Source organism: Noviherbaspirillum sp. (assembly GCF_035627455.1).
Classification (GTDB): Bacteria; Pseudomonadota; Gammaproteobacteria; order Burkholderiales; family Burkholderiaceae_D; genus Noviherbaspirillum.
Genome location: NZ_DASPLS010000052.1, coordinates 1 through 17,877, shown reverse-complemented (window position 1 = coordinate 17,877; position 17,877 = coordinate 1). Strand labels below are relative to the sequence as shown.

At 62.7% G+C, this 17,877-nt stretch carries 19 protein-coding genes; 9 read left to right on the top strand and 10 right to left on the bottom strand.

What is annotated here, in order from left to right; all coding sequences use genetic code 11:
• Positions 1 to 39: 39 nt before the first annotated feature.
• The 3 genes from VEC01_RS09330 to VEC01_RS09320 form a co-directional block, all read right to left on the bottom strand.
• Positions 40 to 1,098, bottom strand: coding sequence for a phosphotransferase family protein (locus tag VEC01_RS09330; RefSeq protein WP_324900540.1), 1,059 nt, complete (start codon positions 1,096 to 1,098; stop codon positions 40 to 42).
• A 111-nt stretch (positions 1,099 to 1,209) separates the two neighbouring features.
• Positions 1,210 to 1,914: a histidine phosphatase family protein gene (locus VEC01_RS09325; protein ID WP_324900539.1), complete on the bottom strand. Its 705-nt coding sequence runs from the start codon at positions 1,912 to 1,914 to the stop codon at positions 1,210 to 1,212.
• Positions 1,911 to 2,690: an oxepin-CoA hydrolase, alternative type gene (locus VEC01_RS09320; protein ID WP_324900538.1), complete on the bottom strand. Its 780-nt coding sequence runs from the start codon at positions 2,688 to 2,690 to the stop codon at positions 1,911 to 1,913. Before VEC01_RS09320 ends, VEC01_RS09325 begins: the two co-directional genes overlap by 4 nt.
• Before the next feature lie 157 nt (positions 2,691 to 2,847).
• Between VEC01_RS09320 and VEC01_RS09315 the strand changes: the two genes are divergently transcribed.
• Positions 2,848 to 3,495 carry a glutathione S-transferase gene (locus VEC01_RS09315; protein WP_324900537.1) on the top strand — a complete coding sequence of 216 codons (648 nt, stop codon included), beginning with the start codon at positions 2,848 to 2,850 and terminating at the stop codon, positions 3,493 to 3,495.
• 76 nt (positions 3,496 to 3,571) lie between these two features.
• Here the strand turns inward: VEC01_RS09315 and VEC01_RS09310 are convergent, their stop codons facing one another.
• Together VEC01_RS09310 and VEC01_RS09305 are read right to left on the bottom strand one after the other, a co-directional pair.
• Entirely contained in the window at positions 3,572 to 4,762 is a 1,191-nt protein-coding gene (locus tag VEC01_RS09310) for a pyridoxal phosphate-dependent aminotransferase (protein WP_324900536.1), read from the bottom strand.
• Between the two features lie 30 nt (positions 4,763 to 4,792).
• Positions 4,793 to 5,251, bottom strand: coding sequence for a putative toxin-antitoxin system toxin component, PIN family (locus VEC01_RS09305; protein WP_324900535.1), 459 nt, complete (start codon positions 5,249 to 5,251; stop codon positions 4,793 to 4,795).
• A gap of 28 nt (positions 5,252 to 5,279) precedes the next feature.
• Between VEC01_RS09305 and yaaA the strand changes: the two genes are divergently transcribed.
• Positions 5,280 to 6,056: a peroxide stress protein YaaA gene (gene yaaA / locus VEC01_RS09300; protein WP_324900534.1), complete on the top strand. Its 777-nt coding sequence runs from the start codon at positions 5,280 to 5,282 to the stop codon at positions 6,054 to 6,056.
• 53 nt (positions 6,057 to 6,109) lie between these two features.
• Here yaaA and VEC01_RS09295 read toward each other — a convergent pair whose 3' ends face one another.
• On the bottom strand, positions 6,110 to 6,907 hold the full coding sequence (locus VEC01_RS09295) for an outer membrane protein assembly factor BamD (protein ID WP_324900533.1): 798 nt from the start codon (positions 6,905 to 6,907) through the stop codon (positions 6,110 to 6,112).
• Between the two features lie 68 nt (positions 6,908 to 6,975).
• On the opposite strand from VEC01_RS09295, the gene VEC01_RS09290 reads away from it, so the two are divergent.
• Both VEC01_RS09290 and pgeF read left to right on the top strand, forming a co-directional pair.
• Positions 6,976 to 7,989 (top strand): RluA family pseudouridine synthase, encoded by a 1,014-nt coding sequence (locus tag VEC01_RS09290; RefSeq protein ID WP_324900532.1) that lies wholly within the window; start codon positions 6,976 to 6,978, stop codon positions 7,987 to 7,989.
• Between the two features lie 10 nt (positions 7,990 to 7,999).
• Positions 8,000 to 8,752, top strand: coding sequence for a peptidoglycan editing factor PgeF (gene pgeF / locus VEC01_RS09285; RefSeq protein WP_324900531.1), 753 nt, complete (start codon positions 8,000 to 8,002; stop codon positions 8,750 to 8,752).
• A 32-nt stretch (positions 8,753 to 8,784) separates the two neighbouring features.
• On the opposite strand, the gene VEC01_RS09280 is transcribed toward pgeF, so the two are convergent.
• Positions 8,785 to 9,030, bottom strand: a complete 246-nt coding sequence (locus tag VEC01_RS09280; RefSeq protein WP_324900530.1) for a hypothetical protein — start codon at positions 9,028 to 9,030, stop codon at positions 8,785 to 8,787.
• A gap of 56 nt (positions 9,031 to 9,086) precedes the next feature.
• Between VEC01_RS09280 and phaC the strand changes: the two genes are divergently transcribed.
• From phaC to VEC01_RS09255, 5 genes are all read left to right on the top strand, one after another.
• A complete protein-coding gene (phaC, locus tag VEC01_RS09275) occupies positions 9,087 to 10,805 on the top strand; it encodes a class I poly(R)-hydroxyalkanoic acid synthase (protein WP_324900529.1) in 1,719 nt (572 codons plus the stop codon).
• Between the two features lie 273 nt (positions 10,806 to 11,078).
• Complete coding sequence (gene phaR / locus VEC01_RS09270) at positions 11,079 to 11,639, top strand: polyhydroxyalkanoate synthesis repressor PhaR (protein ID WP_324900528.1); 561 nt, start codon at positions 11,079 to 11,081, stop codon at positions 11,637 to 11,639.
• An 87-nt stretch (positions 11,640 to 11,726) separates the two neighbouring features.
• On the top strand, positions 11,727 to 13,085 hold the full coding sequence (rimO, locus tag VEC01_RS09265; protein WP_324900527.1) for a 30S ribosomal protein S12 methylthiotransferase RimO: 1,359 nt from the start codon (positions 11,727 to 11,729) through the stop codon (positions 13,083 to 13,085).
• Positions 13,086 to 13,499 (top strand): hypothetical protein, encoded by a 414-nt coding sequence (locus tag VEC01_RS09260; RefSeq protein ID WP_324900526.1) that lies wholly within the window; start codon positions 13,086 to 13,088, stop codon positions 13,497 to 13,499. It abuts the gene before it with no gap.
• Positions 13,500 to 13,516: 17 nt separating this feature from the next.
• A complete protein-coding gene (locus tag VEC01_RS09255; RefSeq protein WP_324900525.1) occupies positions 13,517 to 14,719 on the top strand; it encodes a cystathionine beta-lyase in 1,203 nt (400 codons plus the stop codon).
• Positions 14,720 to 14,724: 5 nt separating this feature from the next.
• Here VEC01_RS09255 and VEC01_RS09250 read toward each other — a convergent pair whose 3' ends face one another.
• The 3 genes from VEC01_RS09250 to mfd all read right to left on the bottom strand — a co-directional run.
• On the bottom strand, positions 14,725 to 15,087 hold the full coding sequence (locus VEC01_RS09250; RefSeq protein WP_324900524.1) for a hypothetical protein: 363 nt from the start codon (positions 15,085 to 15,087) through the stop codon (positions 14,725 to 14,727).
• 15 nt (positions 15,088 to 15,102) lie between these two features.
• On the bottom strand, positions 15,103 to 15,945 hold the full coding sequence (gene serB, locus VEC01_RS09245) for a phosphoserine phosphatase SerB (protein WP_324900523.1): 843 nt from the start codon (positions 15,943 to 15,945) through the stop codon (positions 15,103 to 15,105).
• A gap of 14 nt (positions 15,946 to 15,959) precedes the next feature.
• Positions 15,960 to 17,877 (bottom strand): transcription-repair coupling factor (gene mfd / locus VEC01_RS09240; protein ID WP_324900522.1); only part of this gene is annotated, 1,918 nt, incomplete at its 5' end.

Genomic DNA, 17,877 nt, shown 5'->3' with positions numbered 1-17,877 from the left:
GCCGTTCGGGATTCCCTGCTCTGCAGGAGCACAGGGCGCTTACGCGCCCGACGCGTACTTCCAGCCCATTTCCGCCATCGGACGCGCCGCCTGGCCGGCCTTGAGCGCCTGCTCGCTCGCGGCGGTGCCGTCCACGTAGCGCTTCATGATGCCCTGCAGGATGCCTGCCATGCGGAACATGTTGTACGCAAGGTAGAAGTTGAAGTCTGCCTTGTTGATGGTCTTGCCGGTGCGTTCGCAGTATTTCGCGATGTAGGCGTCCTCGCTCGGGATGCCGAGCGCCGGCAGGTCGAGGCCGCCGATGCCGCGGAACTGTCCCGGCGGGATATGCCAGCTCATGCAGTGGTAGGAAAAGTCGGCCAGCGGATGGCCCAGCGTCGACAATTCCCAGTCCAGCACGGCCAGCACGCGCGGCTCGGTCGGATGGAAGATCATGTTGTCGAGGCGGTAGTCGCCATGCACGATGCTGGTGTCGTCGCCCGGCGGGATATTGTCGGGCAACCATGCGATCAGCTGGTCCATCGCGTCGATCTTTTCCGTTTCCGACGCCTTGTACTGCTTGGTCCAGCGATCGATCTGGCGCACGAAATAGTTGCCGGGCTTGCCGTAGTCGGCCAGGCCGATGGCGGCGTAATCAATGGTGTGCAGCTGGGAGATGACGCGGTTCATTTCGTCGTAGTGCGCGGCGCGGTCGGCCTGGCTCATGCCCGGCATCGACTGGTCCCACAGCACGCGGCCGTCGACGAATTCCATGATGTAGAACGCGCGGCCGATGATGGCTTCGTCCAGGCAGAGCGCATACTGGCGGGCGGCGGGGAAGCCGGCCTTGTTCAGCGCATCCATCACGCGGAATTCGCGGTCGATTGCATGGGCGGAGGCGAGCAGCTTGGCCGCCGGGCCGGGCTTGGTGCGCAGCACGTAGCTCTTGCCGTCGGCGGTGAGCTTGAAGGTCGGGTTCGACTGGCCGCCCTTGAACTGCTCAACCGTCAGTTCGCCGGAAAAGCCTTCGACATGCTCGCGCATGTACGCCTGCATGGCGCCGAGATCGAACTTCTGTCGCTCCGACACCGGGCGCGTGCCCATGAACTCTTCGAACATCTTGTCTCCTTTGCGAAAACGCGCGAAATGGTGGTGAATCCTTTTCGCCAGATTCTACAACAGAAAAGAGTACGGTCGTGCGATTTCGTTCTTCAGGCATCTGCCGGCAAGTCAGAGGCCGCGCGACTTGCGGTACTGGTCGAGCAGGACTTCCATCGTGGTATGGCGCGATTCCCCCTGCAGCTCCGACACCGGCGAGTAGTTCACGATGCGCACCACCCAGTCCGCGTGGGCGTCGCCGACGTCGATCGCGTTGATGCAGCCGGCGGTCTGCGCGAGGTTGCCGAGGAACAGGCGCTGGTTGGTCAGCGCGTAGGACAGGATGGCGCGGTTCACGCCGCCATGCAGCACGAGCAGCACCGTGTCCCAGGACTTGTCTTCGCGCAGCCGGTCGATGCAGGGATGGACGCGGTCCATCAGCTGGCCAATGGTTTCGCCGCCAAGGAATTGCCGGTGTTCCGGCACCAGGCCGTCGAAGGCGCCGACGAAGGCTTCCTTCAGGCTCTCGTCCGGGATCGCGGAGAGCTTGCCGCCGCGCAGCTCTTCCAGCTCGCTCCAGCGTTCGAGCGAAATATGCTGGCCGGTTTCGGCGAGCACGCGGGTCGCCGTTTCCACGGTACGCGGCAGGCCGGACACGATCACCCGGTCGAAACGCAGGCCGGCCTCGGCGAATACCTTGCCGGCGGCCGTGGCCTGGACGCGGCCGAGTTCATTGAGCGGGACCTGTTCCGGCAGGAAAGGTTTTCCCTGCTCGTCGAAATAGGTAACGCTGCCGTGGCGCATCAGGTAGATGCGCCGTCTCTTCTGTGCAGTCATTTGTAACGGGGCTTTCTTTTTTCCAGAAACGCGGAAATGCCTTCCTGCGCGTCGCGATGATGCAGGCTTTCCACGAAATGCCGTTTTTCCGACTCGAAGTGCTGGGCCAGCGTGTTGACCTGCGCCTCGTGGGTAAGCGACTTGATGCGTTCGACCGAGTTGGGCGACAGGGCGGCGAGGGCTTCGGCCCATTCCAGGGCCGCGGCGAGTACGGAGCCATCGGCGACGAGTTTGTTGACGACGCCAAGTTCATGCAGGCGCTGCGCCGGCACCGGCTTGCCTTCGAGCAGGACTTCCGCTGCAAGCTGCTTCGGCAGCGCTTGTGTGAGCAACCACGATGCGCCGCCGTCCGGCGTGAGTCCGACCTTGACGTAGGACATCGCAAACTTTGCGGAGGTGCCGGCGACGATCAGGTCGCAGGCAAGCGCGAGCGAGAAGCCGGCGCCGGCGGCGACATCCTCGACGGCGGCGATCACCGGCTTCGGGCAATCGCGGATCGCCTCTATCCAGCCATGCAGGTTGTCGATCGATTCCGCCTGCACCGACGGATCCTTGCTGCGGTTTTCCAGCAGCCGGTGCAGGTTGCCGCCGGAGCAGAACACCTGGTCGGCGCCGGTCAGCACGACGGCGCGCACGGTATCGTCGCGCTCGGCGGTGGACAGGGTTTCGATGGCGGCGGCATACATGTCGGGATGCAGCGCGTTTTTCGCGCCGGGGTTGGACATGGTCAGGATCAGCGTCGCGTCTTCGCGGGATGCTTTCAGTTCGGCGGACATGGCAGGTGTCGGAGTTGGTGTCGGTCAGCCGCTATTATTGCCGAAATGTGTCGCCGCCGTGGATTCCCGCTGTACGGCGGCGGGAGGCGGCCTGCAGGGCGTCGCGCGCTGCGGTAAGCTTGAGACCCGGCAAGACATGACAAACCAAGGAGACGATATGCTGAAACTGTGTGGATTCGCAGGAAGCAACTACTACAACAAGGTCAAGTTCGCGTTGCTCGAGAAGGAGGTTCCCTTCGAGGAGGAACTGGTCTGGGCGGACAAGACGCCGGAGATGCTGGCGCGTTCGCCGCTCGGCAAGGTGCCGTTCATCGAAACCGAGCATGGCAGCCTGTGCGAGTCGCAGGTGATCATGGAATACATCGAGCATGCCTACCCGCAGAAGCCGCTGCTCCCCGCCGATCCGTTCGCCGCCGCAAAGGTGCGCGAACTGGTCACCTTCATGGAGCTGCATCTCGAACTCGTCGCGCGCGAGCTCTATGCGGAGGCGTTCTTCGGCGGGAAGGTGTCGGACGAAATGAAGGCGCGCACCCAGAAACTGCTGACGCGGAACGCGAAGGCCTTCGGCAAGCTGGCGAAGTTCGCCCCGTTCATTGCGGGCGAGGAATTCACGATGGCCGACTGCGCCGCGCTGGTCCACCTGCCGCTGGTCGGCATCGCATCGAAGAAGATTTTCGGCGAGGATGTGCTGGCCGGGCTGCCGGTGCGCGATTACACGAAGATGCTCGGCGAGCGGCCGGCGGCGCAGAAGGTGAATGCCGATCGCAAGGCCAATGAGGTGCTGATGATGCAGCGTGCGAAGTAGGCTTCGTGCCCGGGGCGCCGCTTCCTCGCCGCGCCGTTGCTGCGCGGCGAAGCGCAGTCTTTAATCAAGAAACTGCTCAGAGCGTCGCCAGCCTTTGGAGCGCAAGCCGCAGCGTGTCGTCCTTCTTTGCATAGCAGAAGCGCACGATGCCCGACTCCCTGGGGCGGTTGTAGAACGCGGAAACCGGGATGGCGGCGACGCCGATTTCGGCGGTCAGCCACTTCGCGAATTCGGCTTCCGGCATGGATGAAATTGCCGAATAGTCGACGCACTGGAAGTAGGTGCCATCCGACGGCAGGAGCCTGAAGCGGGTGGCGGCGAGCCCGGCGCGGAACAGGTCGCGCTTGCGCTGGTAAAAGGCCGGCAGGTCGAGATACGGGGCGGGATCGGCCATGTAACGGGCAATGCCATGCTGCACCGGCGTGTTGACGGTGAAGACGTTGAACTGGTGCACCTTGCGGAACTCCGCCATCAGGGGCGCCGGCGCGGCGACATAGCCGATCTTCCAGCCGGTGACATGGTAGGTCTTGCCGAAGCTGGAAATCACGAAGGCGCGCACTGCCAGTTCCGGGTGGCGGCACACCGATTCATGACGCGCGCCGTCATACACCATGTGTTCATAGACCTCGTCGGAGACGATCAGGATGTCCGTGCCGCGCACGATGTCGGCGAGCGCCCGCAGGTCGGGCTCGCGCAACACCGAGCCGGTAGGATTGTGCGGCGAATTGAGCATGATGAGGCGGGTTGCCGGACTCACTGCGTCGGCAAGCTTTTGCCACGGGACGGAATATCCGTCGGGCCCGACTTCCATCTGCACGAAAACCGGCTTGCCGCCGGCCAGTTCGATCGCCGGCACGTAGCTGTCGTAAGCGGGTTCGATGATGATCACCTCGTCACCCGGATGCACGCAGCACAGGATCGCGGTCAGGATGCCCTGCGTCGCGCCGGCGGTGACGGTGATCTCGGAAGCGGCGTCGTACGCATGGCCGTAGAGCCCCGCGATCTTCGCGGCGATTGCCTCGCGCAATGCCGGCACGCCGGTCATCGGTGGATACTGGTTGAAACCGGATTTCATTGCGCCGGTCACCGCATCGACCAGCGCCGGATCGCAGTCGAAATCCGGGAAGCCCTGGCCGAGGTTGACCGCGCCTTTTTCCGCGGCGAGCGCCGACATCACGGTAAAGATGGTGGTGCCGACATTCGGCAGGCGCGACTGCAAGGCGGCAACGGCGGCGGTCGCAAGGGCAGGGGAGGCGGTGCTGTTCATGCGCAATGGAATCAAGGTAAAAAAGGCATTTTAACCAAGCTGGGCTGCGGCTTGCCATTTGTCCGGCGGCGCGATCCGGAACAGCCCGTCGCGCGCGGTTTTCCTTGCCAGTTTCAGCAAGGCCTTGTCCTTGGTGATCAGTACGGCTGCATCCGCGTCGCGCGCAAGTTCCAGGAATTTCTGGTCGTCGGGGTCGCTGCAGAGCGGCAAGCGCACTCCGGCGCGCGGACGCAGGCGGTCCGGTTCGATGCAGGCGATCAGCGCGTCGAATTCGGCGGCGGCCCGCGGCCGCGATTCGGCGTCGAGCGGCAGATGCGGGTACTCGAGCACTTTCAGCCACTCGGTACGGCAGTCCGCGCGCGTGACCGCCTGCACGCGTCCTTCCTGCAGCGCGCCGAGCAGCGCCGCCCAGCGCGCGTCGCGGAATACGAACAGGTCCAGGCAGACGTTCGTGTCGATTACAATGCGCGTCGGTATTATTGCCGCCATTCTTCTTTCCAGTGAACCCGTTTCTGACATGCTGATTGTCTTATCGCCCGCAAAAACGCTCGACTATGACACACCTGCCACCACCGAGGAGCAGACGCTGCCCGATTTTATCGAACATGCGGCGGAACTGGTGGATATCCTGAAGACGCTGTCGCCGGCCGAGGTGGCGGGACTGATGGGGATTTCCGATGCGCTGGCGGTGCTGAACGTCACCCGCTACGCCGGGTGGTCGCGCCGCTTTACGAAGAAGAATGCCAAACAGGCGATTCTTGCATTCAACGGCGACGTGTACGAGGGGCTGGACGCACCTTCGCTCAATCCGAAACAGTTGGCGTACGCGCAGGCGCATGTCCGCATCCTGTCCGGGCTGTACGGGGTGCTGCGTCCGCTCGACCTGATGCAGCCCTATCGCCTGGAAATGGGAACCCGGCTCGCGAACGCGCGCGGCAAGGACCTATATGCGTTCTGGGGAAATCTCGTGTCGGAGTCCCTCAACAAGGCCCTGGCCGCGCACAAGACGAGGGTGCTGGTCAACCTCGCGTCCGAGGAATATTTCAAGGCCGTGAAGCCGCAGCAACTCGATGCGGAGGTGATCACGCCGGTATTCGAGGACTGGAAGGGCGGCAGGTACAAAGTGATTTCTTTCTATGCAAAGCGCGCGCGCGGACTGATGGCGCGCTATGCGGCGGTCAAGGGAATCACCCGGCCCGAAAAGCTCAAGGCATTCGACATCGACGGCTATGCGCTGGATGACAAGGCTTCCGACGACAGGACCTGGGTGTTCCGGCGCCGGGCGGACGCCTGAGCGGGCGAAAATAAAAAAAGCCTCCGTACGGAGGCTTTTTCATGTTGCCTGGATTACCAGATTTTCCACCACGGCGCGCTGACCTGAGGCCCGCCGCGGAAATACACGCTATTGGGGAAAGTCGCCTTCAGCACGCGCTCGGCATCGTTGCGCAGGTCAGTCATGCCCATCGCATCATAGGACTTGACCAGCAGGTACAAGGCTTCCTCGATCGCCGGCGCGTCGCGGTATTCCGACACCGCGATCTGGGCGCGGTTGGCGGCCGCCACATAGGCGCCGCGGCGATAGTAGTAGTTGGCGACATGCACCTCGTACTGCGCGAGGGCGTTCACCAGGTATTTCATGCGGTCGACTGCGTCCTTCGCGTACACGCTGTTCGGGAAACGCTCGACCAGCTGCTTGAACGAATCGAAGGCGTCGCGCGCCGCCTTCGGATCGCGTTCGCTCGGGTCCTGCCTGAAAATGAAGTCAAGGAAGCTGAGCTTGTCGTTGAAGTTGATCAGGCCGCGCAGGTAGTACATGTAGTCGACGTTCGGGTGGTTCGGATGCAGCTTGATGAAGCGTTCCACCGCCGCCAGCGCCTCCGGCGCCTCGCCCTGGCGATAATGTGCATAGGCAATTTCCATCTGTGCCTGCTGCGCATAGGTGCCGAAGGGGTAGCGCGATTCGAGCTTTTCGAAATACTCGACCGCCTTGTCGTAGCCGCCTGCCGACAATTCCTCGCGTGCCTCCGAGTATAATCTGGCCGCTGACCAATCCTTGGTTTCATCGACCTTCTCGGGGAACAGGCCGCACCCGGACAGGGACAAAGCCAGGGCAAGGGCAGCCAATTTCAACGAACTTTTATGCATGACGTTTGCGGGACCACATCGGACAAGGCCACGATTATAGCCGATGGTGCATTACCGCAGCGATACGGATGACCCCGATTTTGACGAACAACCTGCCTGACACCGACATCGACGACGGCGACGAAGACGCGGCTTCCACGCCCGCTTCATCGGCCATCGAACTGAAACTGACCCCGGAATTCTGCGGCGTGCGCCTCGACAAGGCCTTGTCCCAGCTGTTGACCGAATACTCTCGCAGCCGCATCCAGCAGTGGATCGACGCCGGCCATGTGCTGGTCGACGGCCAGGCGGCGCGCGGCAAAACGCCGATGCTGGGCGACGAAACCATCGTCATCGAGCCGCAGGAGGCGCCCGAGGAGCAGCCTTACCAGCCCGAGCCGCTGCCGCTGGCGATCGTGCACGAAGACAAGGCGATCCTGGTGATCGACAAGCCCGCCGGGCTGGTCGTGCATCCCGCCGCCGGCAACTGGAGCGGGACGCTGCTCAACGGCCTGCTGCATCACCAGCCGGCGCTGGCCGGCGTGCCGCGCGCCGGCATCGTGCACCGCCTGGACAAGGATACCAGCGGCTTGATGGTAGTCGCGAAATCCCTGCAGGCGCAGACCGACCTGGTGCGCCAGTTGCAGGCGCGCAGCGTGAAACGCGAATACCTGGCGCTGGTATGGGGCCAGCCGCAACTGACCGGCAGGGTGGACGCGGCGATCGGCCGCCATCCGCGCGACCGCATCAAGATGGCGGTGTCGCAGCATGAGAGCGCGAAACCGGCGGTAACCCATTACCAGCGGATCGCGACCGGCGCCATCGACGGGCGCCCGGTGAGCCTGATGCGCTGCCAGCTCGAGACCGGCCGCACCCACCAGATCCGGGTGCACCTGCAGTCGATCGGCTTTGGGCTGGTCGGCGATCCGTTGTACGGCAAGCCGCACCTCGCATCGGTGTTTCCGCGCCAGGCGCTGCATGCGTTCCGCCTCGGTCTCGTGCATCCTGTGTCGGGCAAGGATCTGGAATGGAATGCGCCGCTGCCGGCGGATTTTTCCGGCTTGCTGGCGCAGGCGGGCATGTCCGGCGTCACGATTGACTAGGACAACCGCGATGGAACTCATCCTGCCGGACTGGACAGGCGCGCCGCCCAATATCGGCGCGTTTTGCACGACGCGTTCCGGCGGCTGCAGCACCGGGCCGTATGACGACGGCGCCGGCGGCGGCGGCTTGAATCTCGGCGTGCACGTGGGCGACGACGCGGACGCGGTGGCCCGCAACCGGGCGCTGCTGCGCGGCCTGCTGCCGCAAGAACCGGCGTGGCTGTCGCAGGTGCACGGCAGCACGGTGGCGGATGCCGGTACGGTGAGCGGGGCCCCGCGGGCGGACGCCTGCATCGCGACGACGAGCGGCGCGGTATGCGTGATACAGACGGCGGATTGCCTGCCGGTGTTGTTCTGCGACGCCGGCGGCGCGGTTGTAGGCGCGGCGCATGCAGGCTGGCGCGGCTTGGCCGGCGGCGTACTGGAAAATACGGTGCGGCGCATGCGCGACACCGGCGCTTCGCGCATCCTGGCCTGGCTCGGGCCGGCAATCGGACCGCAGTGCTTCGAAGTCGGGCAGGATGTGTTCGACGCATTCGTGGCGTGCGACCGCGCCGCCGCAACCGCTTTCGTTCCACAGTCGGGGCACGCCGGCAAATACCTCGCGGATATTTACGCGCTTGCGCGCCTCGCGCTGCAACGCGCCGGGGTCGAACAGGTGAGTGGCGGCGGGTTGTGCACGGTCACGGACGAGCGCCGTTTCTATTCCTATCGCCGGGACCGGGTGACCGGACGCATGGCCTCGTTGATCTGGCTCAAATAGGCACGGTCCCCGATCGGCGATGATGCCGATAGTCAATCTTCCGAAGCTTTACGTTCAGCGTCCGATGCATTCGCTTCGTCCAGTGCCGCATGCGCGCGTCGCAATTTTTCCGCTTCCACGCGGTTGCGCTTGCGTTGCGGCGTTCCCATCACGTATAAAATGATAACAAGGGGGAGGACGCCATACAGCAGGAAGGTCATCACACCGGCAACTACTGTGTCTTCGGTGATCGACATCATCAGAATCACGTAAATCCATGCGATGGCGACGATATACATAGCAGTCTCGAATTCAGTTTCAACCCGTAACCTTACGCCAAAATAGAGAAGCAAGCATGAATATGTTCCAGCCTCAAGCCGGCACCGGCAGCACGTGGATGAACCAGTTCGTCGACCCCAATGCATGGCAGGCATGGCTCAAGCCGCCGGCGCTCGACACCAAGCCGCTCACCAACACCATCAAGGAATTCGGCGCGACCGTCGACCCGTCGACGCTTGCGAAGCTGCAGAGCGACTACATGCAGCAGCTGACCAGCCTGTGGCAGGAAGTACTGGGGGCGAAGACGCCGGCGATCAGCGACAAGCGCTTCGCCGCGCCGGAATGGCATTCGAATCCCCTGCATGCATTCCATGCGGCAGCCTATCTGCTCAATGCGCGCTTCCTGATGTCGATGGCGGACGCGGTGGAGGCGTCACCGCGCGCCAAGCAGAAGATCCGATTCGCGGTCCAGCAGATGGTCGACGCGATGTCGCCCGCCAATTTCCTTGTCTCCAATCCCGAAGCGCTGCAGAAGATTGTCGAGACCAAGGGCGAGAGCCTGACCAAGGGGATCGCCCACATGCTGGAAGACATGCAGAAGGGCCATATCTCGCAGACCGACGAATCGGCGTTCGAGGTCGGCCGCAACGTCGCCACCTCCGAAGGCGCGGTGGTGTTCGAGAACGAGCTGTTCCAGCTGATCCAGTACAAGCCGCTGACCGCAAAGGTCTACCAGCGGCCGCTGCTGCTGGTGCCGCCCTGCATCAACAAGTACTACATTCTGGACCTGCAGCCGGAAAACTCGCTGGTGCGCTATGCCGTCGAGCAGGGCCACACCGTGTTCCTGGTTTCCTGGTGCAACCCGGATGCATCGCTCGGGCATCTCACCTGGGATGATTACATCCTGAACGGCGCGATCAAGGCGATCAACGTGGTGCAGGAAATCTCCGGGGAGGAACAGATCAATGCGCTCGGTTTCTGTGTCGGCGGCACCATCATCGCCGCCGCGCTCGCGCTGCTTTACGGCCGCGGCGAGAACCCGGTGGCGGGCCTGACCCTGCTGACGACGCTGATCGACTTTTCGGACACCGGCGTGATTGACGTCTTCATCGACGAAGCGCAGGTCGCCATGCGCGAGCAGGCGATCGGCAAGGGCGGCCTGATGCCCGGCCGCGATTTCGCGTCGACATTCTCGAGCCTGCGTCCGAACGACCTGGTCTGGAACTACGTGAAGTCGAATTACCTGAAGGGCGAGGAACCGCCGCCGTTCGATCTGCTGTACTGGAACTCCGACAGCACCAACCTGCCGGGCCCGATGTTCTGCTACTACCTGCGCAACATGTACCTGGAGAACAACCTGCGGGTCCCGGGCAAGCTGAAAGTCGGCGGCGAAAAGATCGACCTGTCGAAGATCGACGCGCCGGTATTCATCTATGGCTCGCGCGAAGACCACATCGTTCCGTGGAATGCCGCGTTCGAGTCGATCAAGCTGCTCAATCCGAAGAAGCGCAACCGCAACCGCTTCGTGCTCGGCGCATCCGGCCACATTGCCGGCGTCATCAACCCCCCGGCGAAGAAGAAGCGCAGCTACTGGACCAACGACAAGCCGGCTACGACCCCACAGGAATGGATGGGCGGCGCGAAGGAGCAGCCGGGCAGCTGGTGGCCGGAATGGGCGGACTTCCTCAAGGCCAACGCGGGCAAGCAGGTGGCCGCACCGAAGAAGTACGGCAATGCGAAGTACAAGCCGGTCGAACCCGCGCCGGGACGCTATGTGAAGGTGAAGGCGGAGTAAGTTCCATGCAAGGGCCGGCACGTAGAATGCGCTGCCGGCTTGCTGCTCAGCAAGAGAAAAACAGCGGTGCAGGCTTGCTGTTGTTTTTGCAATCAACCGCCAACTCCAGCGTTTTTTGCTGAACTGCATCGCAAAAGGCCTATTAAAAACGTTGGAAATATTGCGTAGATCTTTGTTTTCTCGCACTATAATGAAAACAAAAGGGGGGCGAACGCGCGTTCGCTTTTTTTACGAAACGGCTCACTGCGTTGCGACGCAATCACTGGAAATTCGATGAATAGTGCAAAAAAGATGTCCGAGCGCTTGATCAAGAAGTATCCGAACCGCCGCCTTTACGACACGCAAACCAGCTCTTACATCACCTTGTCCGATGTAAAGCAGCTCGTGCTCGACAATGAGGAGTTCACCGTCGTCGATGCCAAGTCCGATGAAGACCTGACGCGCAGCATCCTGCTGCAGATCATCCTGGAGGAGGAGGCGAACGGCACGCCGATGTTTTCCAGCGGCGCGCTGTCGCAGATCATCCGCTACTACGGTCACGCGATGCAGGGCATGATGGGCTCCTACCTGGAAAAGAATATCCAGGCCTTCATCGAGATCCAGAACAAGCTGGCGGAAAGCTCCAAGGGTTTCTACGAAGGCAAGCCGTTCAGCCAGGAGATGTGGACGCAGTTCATGAACGTGCAGGGGCCGATGATGCAGGGCATGATGAGCAACTACATCGAGCAGAGCAAGAACCTGTTCATGCAGATGCAGGAGCAGATGCAGAGCCAGACCAAGAACATGTTCGGCACCTTCCCGTTCACACCGAACGACAAGAACAAGAAGCCGTAACATTGCGACAATGCTGCACCCCGGCGTGCCGGGAAGAAGCGCAAGGAGAGGTACAATAGCGGATTCGCTCTTGTACCTTTTTTTGTTATGTCCAACGCTTCACAGAATCCCAAGGTCGGTTTCGTTTCCCTCGGCTGTCCCAAGGCCCTCGTCGATTCCGAACAGATCCTCACCCAGCTGCGCGCGGAAGGTTACGACACCGCCAAGTCCTATGACGGCGCAGACCTCGTCATCGTCAATACCTGCGGCTTCATCGACGCCGCCGTGCAGGAATCCCTGGACGCCATCGGCGAAGCGCTGCAGGAAAACGGCAAGGTGATCGTCACCGGCTGCCTCGGCGCGAAGAAGGATGCCAATGGCAACGACCTGATCCAGGGCATCCACCCGAAGGTGCTGGAAGTGACCGGCCCGCATGCGCTCGGCGAAGTCATGTCCGCCGTCCACAAGCACTTGCCCAAGCCGCATGATCCCTTCCTGGACCTCGTCCCGGCGCAGGGCGTGAAGCTGACGCCCAAGCACTACGCCTACCTCAAGATTTCCGAAGGCTGCAACCATCGCTGCAGCTTCTGCATCATTCCGTCGATGCGCGGCGACCTCGTGTCGCGTCCGATTGCCGATGTCATGCTCGAAGCCGAGAACCTGTTCAAGGCCGGCGTGAAGGAATTGCTGGTGATTTCGCAGGACACCAGTGCCTACGGGGTGGACGTGAAATTCCGCACGGGCTTCTGGAGCGGCAAGCCGGTCAAGACGCACATGACCCAGCTATCCGCTGCGCTCGGCGAACTCGCCGCGCAGTACGGCGCCTGGGTGCGCCTGCATTACGTCTATCCGTACCCGCATGTCGACGACGTCATCCCGCTGATGGCCGAGGGCAAGATCCTGCCGTATCTCGACGTGCCCCTGCAGCACGCGCACCCCGACGTTCTCAAACGGATGAAGCGCCCCGCGAGCGGCGAAAAGAACATCGAGCGCATCCAGGCCTGGCGCAAGCTCTGCCCGGACCTGACGATCCGCTCCACCTTCATCGCCGGCTTCCCCGGCGAGACGGAAGCGGAGTTCGAATACCTGCTCGACTTCCTGAAGGAAGCCGAGATCGATCGCCTGGGCTGCTTCGCGTATTCCCCGGTGGAAGGCGCGACCGCGAATGAATTGGCGAATCCCGTGCCGGAAGAAGTGCGCGAAGAGCGCCGCGCGCGCGTGATGGAGCTGCAGGAAGGGATTTCGAAGAAGCGCATGCAGGCCAAGGTCGGCAAGACCATCCGTGTCCTGCTCGACGAGGTCGGGCCGAGCGGCGGCGTTGCGCGTTCGGTGGCCGACGCGCCCGAGATCGACGGCGTCGTGTACGTCAAGCCGCCGTACGAACCGCACCGCAAGCTGAAGGTAGGTGAATTCATCGACGTGAAGGTCACGGCGGCGGACGCGCACGACCTCTGGGCGGAAGCATAAATGCTGCGCATCGCTGCGGCGAGCATGCTCGCCTTGTCGCTGCTCGCTCCGAGCCTGCATGCCGCCTCGCCGGAACCGACGGGCAAGATGCTGTTCGTGAAACCGGTCGCGCTGCGCGGCACGCTGGGCGCCGAGCAGGTCCAGGTGAACCTGCGCACCAAGGCGGAGTTCGAGGACGGCATCGAAGGGGATTACTTCATTTTCGGCAGTTCGCACAGGGTCCTGCTGGCAGGCGAGATCGAGGGCGAGGAGTTCTTCCTCGAAGAATCGGTGAACGGCACTGATGTCTCCGGCCAGTGGGAGGGAAAGATGGCCGGCGATACGATCAGCGGCGAATGGCAGTCGGTTGACGGCAAGCTCAGCAAGCCGTTCCAGCTCCGCGTCGTGCGTCCGGCCAAATCATCACGGCCATAATTTCAAGGAGGCATCGGGTGTCAGAAAGCAAATCGCTGCAAACCTCGCTGATTCATTCCGATTACACAGCCCCCGAGGGCTTCGGCGGCCTGCCGGTGCCCGTGCATCACGCATCGACCGTCGTCTTCAAGGATGTCGCCGCATTGCGATCCCGCGACTGGCGCGAAAAGACGGCCTACACCTACGGACTGCATGGCACGCCCACCAGCTTCACACTGGAAGCACGCCTCGCAGCGATCGAAGGCGGCACTCATTGCCTGCTCGCACCGAGCGGCCTCGCTGCCATATCCATGGTCAATTTCGGCTTGCTCAAGGCCGGCGACGACCTGCTGATTCCCGATAACGCCTACAACCCGAACCGCGACCTCGGCCGCTGGCTGGCCCAGGATTACGGCATCTCGACGCGTTTCTACGATCCGCTCTGCGGCGCGGCGATCGCCGAACTGATCCAGCCCAACACGCGACTGGTGTGGACCGAGGCGCCCGGTTCCGTGACGATGGAAGTGCCGGATATCCCGGCGATCTGCAAAGCCGTCAGGGAAAGGCGGGCGGCCGGACAGGATATCCACGTCGCAATGGACAACACCTGGTCGGCGGGCATTGCCTTCCGCGCCTTCGATCTTGGCGTGGACATCGTGATGCAGGCGCTGACCAAGTACCACTCGGGCGGCTCCGACGTCCTGATGGGCGCGGTCATCACCCGCGACAAGGAACTCGACCACCGCATCGGCATGGCGCACATGCGCATCGGCTTCGGCGTGGGCATGGACGATGCGTATCTCGTGCTGCGCGGGCTGCCCACCATGAAGCTGCGCTTCGATGCGCACGACGCAGGCGCGCGCAAGGTCGCGCTTTGGCTGAAGGGGCGGCCGGAAATCGCACAGGTGCTGCACCCCGTCCTCGAAGATTGCCCGGGGCATGAAACCTGGAAGCGCGATTTCACCGGGGCGGGCGGGCTGTTTTCCGTGGTGTTCGATGAGCGCTTCAGCGAGACGCAGACCGACCGCTTCGTCGACAGCCTGAAGCTGTTCAAGATCGGTTTCAGCTGGGGCGGCGCACACAGCCTGGTCGTCCCGTACCGGGTGCAGACCATGCGGAAGAACTGGGCCGCGAAAGGCCAGCTGATCCGCTTCAATATCGGTCTGGAAGACCCGGACGACCTGATCGGCGACATCGGGCAGGCGTTCGCGGCAATGCATGCCCCTGACGCGCCTGCCTGAGACGATCACACCGGCATGGCCTTGTTATCGTTCAAGTCGAGCCAGCCCTTGAGCAGCCGGTAGGCCTTCCATATCCACGCGCCCAGCCAGATCAGCCAGGCGATGGGGATGCCGATCACGGTGATGAACAGGATGCCGCCGACCACCATCCAGAACAGGTACCACCAGAAGGAGCGGATCTGCCAGCGATGGTGGCTGTAGACAAAGGTGCCGGTGGTGTCGTCTTTCTTGACGTAATTGATGATCAGCGGAATAAAGGAAAACGCGCCCAGCGAAAACAGGAAGCTGATGGCGTGCGCCAGGTAAAGCCACCAGGCAAGAGTCTTGCCGGACTGCAGCCGGGGATCAAGTACGAGTTCCTGCACCATTCCGCCTCCTTGTGATCAAGCGAACAATGTTAGGACTCCATCCAGGCCCACAAAATTCAGTGCGACATCAGCTTGCGCACGAACAACAGGCTTGGCGCGGAAAGCCACCGACAGTCCGGAAATCCCCATCATCTTCAGGTCGTTCGCGCCATCGCCCATCACGATGGCCTGCAGCGGGGAAATACCGAGTTCGGCACAGACCCGTTCCACCGTATTCTTCTTTTCGTCCGCATCGACGATGCCGCCGACCACGCGCCCGGTCAGCTTGCCGTCCTCGATCTCCAGCACGTTCGAATGCGTGTAATCGAGACTGAGCCGCGTTTTCATGCGGTCGGTGAAGTAGGTGAAGCCGCCCGACACGAGCAGGGTCTTCAGGCCAGCGGCCTGCACCGCAGCCAGCATCTTTTCCGCACCCGGCGACAGCTTCAGGCGCTCGTCATAGACCCGTTGCAAGGCCGATGCATCGAGCCCCTTGAGCAGGGCGACGCGGCGGGTAAGGCTTTCGCGAAATTCGATTTCGCCGCGCATGGCCGCCTCGGTGATCTCCGCCACCTGCGGCTTGAGTCCCTGCATGTCGGCGATCTCGTCGATGCACTCGATGGTGATCAAGGTCGAGTCCATGTCCATCGCCACCAGCTTGAAGTCCGACAACTTGCGCGCGCCGTCGATGAAGGTGCCGTCCAGCTGCGCGGCCAGGCATTCCGCATCGACCTTGGCCTTGATCTCGGCGAAATGCTGCACGCCTTCGCAGCGCCAGGCATTGGCATGGATGGGAGCAATGCGTTCGGCGCCTGCAAGGGCGGCGATGCTGTCGATGGCGTTACGGTCGGTGTTCAGGCCTTGCAGGATCAGGTTCATGGATGTGAAAACGGTTACGGTACGAGGGAGCGGATGGTCGCCTTGACTTGCGACACCCGCGCGGCAAGGTCGGGCATGCTCGCGGTGATGCGCAGCTTGTCCTGGCCGTGCAGCTTGATATGCCGGTTCTTCTGGATCAGCTCGATGATGCGCATCGCATCGATCGGCGGGTTCGGCTGGAAATGCAGCACGGCCGATTCCGCGTGGGCATCGATTTTAACAATGCCGACCGGTATTGCTGCAATCCGCAGCCGGTGCGTTTCGATCAGCGCCCGGGCCGGATCGGGCAGTTTGCCGAATCGGTCGATAAGCTCTTCCTGCAGGTCGTCGATGGCCGACTGCGAGCTGCAATTGGCGAAGCGCTTGTAGAGCGACAGGCGCTCGTGCACATCGCCGCAGTAATCCTGCGGGAGCAGGGCGGGCACATGCAGGTTGATCTCGGTGGTGGTCGATAGCGGCGCCGCCAGGTCCGGCTCCTTGCCGTTCTTCAGCGAGCGCACCGCCTCGTTGAGCATGTCGGTATAGAGCTGGAAACCGATTTCCTGCATCTCGCCGGACTGGTTCTCGCCCAGCACCTCGCCCGCGCCGCGAATTTCCAGGTCGTGCATGGCGAGGTAGAAACCGCTGCCCAGTTCTTCCATCTGCTGGATGGCCTCGAGGCGGCGCTGCGCCTGTTTCGTCAGGCCGTGGACATCGGTCACCAGCAGGTAGGCATAAGCCTGGTGGTGCGAACGGCCGACGCGGCCGCGCAGCTGGTGCAACTGCGCCAGGCCGAACTTGTCGGCGCGATGCATGATAATCGTATTGGCGGTCGGGACGTCGATGCCGGTCTCGATGATGGTGGTGCAAAGCAGGATGTTGTAGCGCTGCGAAACGAAATCGCGCATCACCTTTTCGAGGTCGCGCTCGTGCATCTGGCCGTGGGCGACCGCGATGCGCGCTTCCGGCAGCAGCTCTTCCAGCATCGCCTTGCGGTTGAGGATGGTTTCCACCTCATTGTGCAGGAAGTACACCTGGCCGCCGCGCTTGAGTTCGCGCAGGCAGGCTTCGCGGATGACCGATGCTTCCTCGGTACGCACGAAGGTCTTGATCGCCAGACGTTTTTGCGGCGCGGTCGCGATCACGGAGAAATCGCGCAGTCCCTCCAGCGCCATGCCTAGCGTGCGCGGGATGGGCGTGGCGGTCAGCGTCAGCACGTCGACTTCCGAACGCAGGGCCTTCAGGGCTTCCTTCTGGCGCACGCCGAAACGGTGTTCCTCGTCGATGATGACCAGCCCGAGGCGCGCGAACTTCACGTCGTTCGACAGCAGCTTGTGCGTGCCGATCACGATGTCGATCGATCCGTCGGCGAGGCCCTTGATGGCTTGCGTGACTTCCTTCCCGGTACGGAAACGCGAGAGTTCGGCGATGCGCACCGGCCAGTCGGCGAAACGGTCGGCGAAGGTTTGTGCATGCTGTTCCGCCAGCAGCGTGGTCGGCGCCAGGATGGCGACCTGCTTGCCGCCCATGACGGCGACGAAGGCGGCCCGCAACGCGACTTCCGTCTTGCCGAAGCCGACGTCGCCGCAGATCAAGCGGTCCATCGGTTTGCCGCTGGTCATGTCCCGGATCACGGCATTGATGGCGGCGCTCTGGTCCGGCGTTTCCTCGAAGCCGAAGCTCTCGGCAAACGCCTCGTAATCGCGTGCCGAGTACTCGAAGGAGTGGCCCTGCCGCGCCGCACGGCGCGCATACAGGTTGAGCAGTTCTGCCGCGGTGTCGCGGATCTGCTGCGCTGCCTTTTTCTTTGCCTTTTCCCACTGCCCGGAGCCGAGGCTGTGCAGTGGCGCGTCGTCCGGCGAAGCGCCGGAATAGCGTGAGATGACATGCAGCTGCGAGACAGGGACGTAGAGCTTGGTTTCCTTCGCATATTCGAGGTGCAGGAACTCCGTC

What these genes read in the sequence shown, in the direction of transcription:
- VEC01_RS09330 (WP_324900540.1), bottom strand. Translation starts at nt 1,098, where the DNA reads ATGTTCGAAGAGTTCATGGGCACGCGCCCGGTGTCGGAGCGACAGAAG.
- VEC01_RS09325 (WP_324900539.1), bottom strand. Translation starts at nt 1,914, where the DNA reads ATGACTGCACAGAAGAGACGGCGCATCTACCTGATGCGCCACGGCAGC.
- VEC01_RS09320 (WP_324900538.1), bottom strand. Translation starts at nt 2,690, where the DNA reads ATGTCCGCCGAACTGAAAGCATCCCGCGAAGACGCGACGCTGATCCTG.
- VEC01_RS09315 (WP_324900537.1), top strand. Translation starts at nt 2,848, where the DNA reads ATGCTGAAACTGTGTGGATTCGCAGGAAGCAACTACTACAACAAGGTC.
- VEC01_RS09310 (WP_324900536.1), bottom strand. Translation starts at nt 4,762, where the DNA reads ATGAACAGCACCGCCTCCCCTGCCCTTGCGACCGCCGCCGTTGCCGCC.
- VEC01_RS09305 (WP_324900535.1), bottom strand. Translation starts at nt 5,251, where the DNA reads ATGGCGGCAATAATACCGACGCGCATTGTAATCGACACGAACGTCTGC.
- yaaA (WP_324900534.1), top strand. Translation starts at nt 5,280, where the DNA reads ATGCTGATTGTCTTATCGCCCGCAAAAACGCTCGACTATGACACACCT.
- VEC01_RS09295 (WP_324900533.1), bottom strand. Translation starts at nt 6,907, where the DNA reads ATGCATAAAAGTTCGTTGAAATTGGCTGCCCTTGCCCTGGCTTTGTCC.
- VEC01_RS09290 (WP_324900532.1), top strand. Translation starts at nt 6,976, where the DNA reads ATGACCCCGATTTTGACGAACAACCTGCCTGACACCGACATCGACGAC.
- pgeF (WP_324900531.1), top strand. Translation starts at nt 8,000, where the DNA reads ATGGAACTCATCCTGCCGGACTGGACAGGCGCGCCGCCCAATATCGGC.
- VEC01_RS09280 (WP_324900530.1), bottom strand. Translation starts at nt 9,030, where the DNA reads ATGTATATCGTCGCCATCGCATGGATTTACGTGATTCTGATGATGTCG.
- phaC (WP_324900529.1), top strand. Translation starts at nt 9,087, where the DNA reads ATGAATATGTTCCAGCCTCAAGCCGGCACCGGCAGCACGTGGATGAAC.
- phaR (WP_324900528.1), top strand. Translation starts at nt 11,079, where the DNA reads ATGAATAGTGCAAAAAAGATGTCCGAGCGCTTGATCAAGAAGTATCCG.
- rimO (WP_324900527.1), top strand. Translation starts at nt 11,727, where the DNA reads ATGTCCAACGCTTCACAGAATCCCAAGGTCGGTTTCGTTTCCCTCGGC.
- VEC01_RS09260 (WP_324900526.1), top strand. Translation starts at nt 13,086, where the DNA reads ATGCTGCGCATCGCTGCGGCGAGCATGCTCGCCTTGTCGCTGCTCGCT.
- VEC01_RS09250 (WP_324900524.1), bottom strand. Translation starts at nt 15,087, where the DNA reads ATGGTGCAGGAACTCGTACTTGATCCCCGGCTGCAGTCCGGCAAGACT.
- serB (WP_324900523.1), bottom strand. Translation starts at nt 15,945, where the DNA reads ATGAACCTGATCCTGCAAGGCCTGAACACCGACCGTAACGCCATCGAC.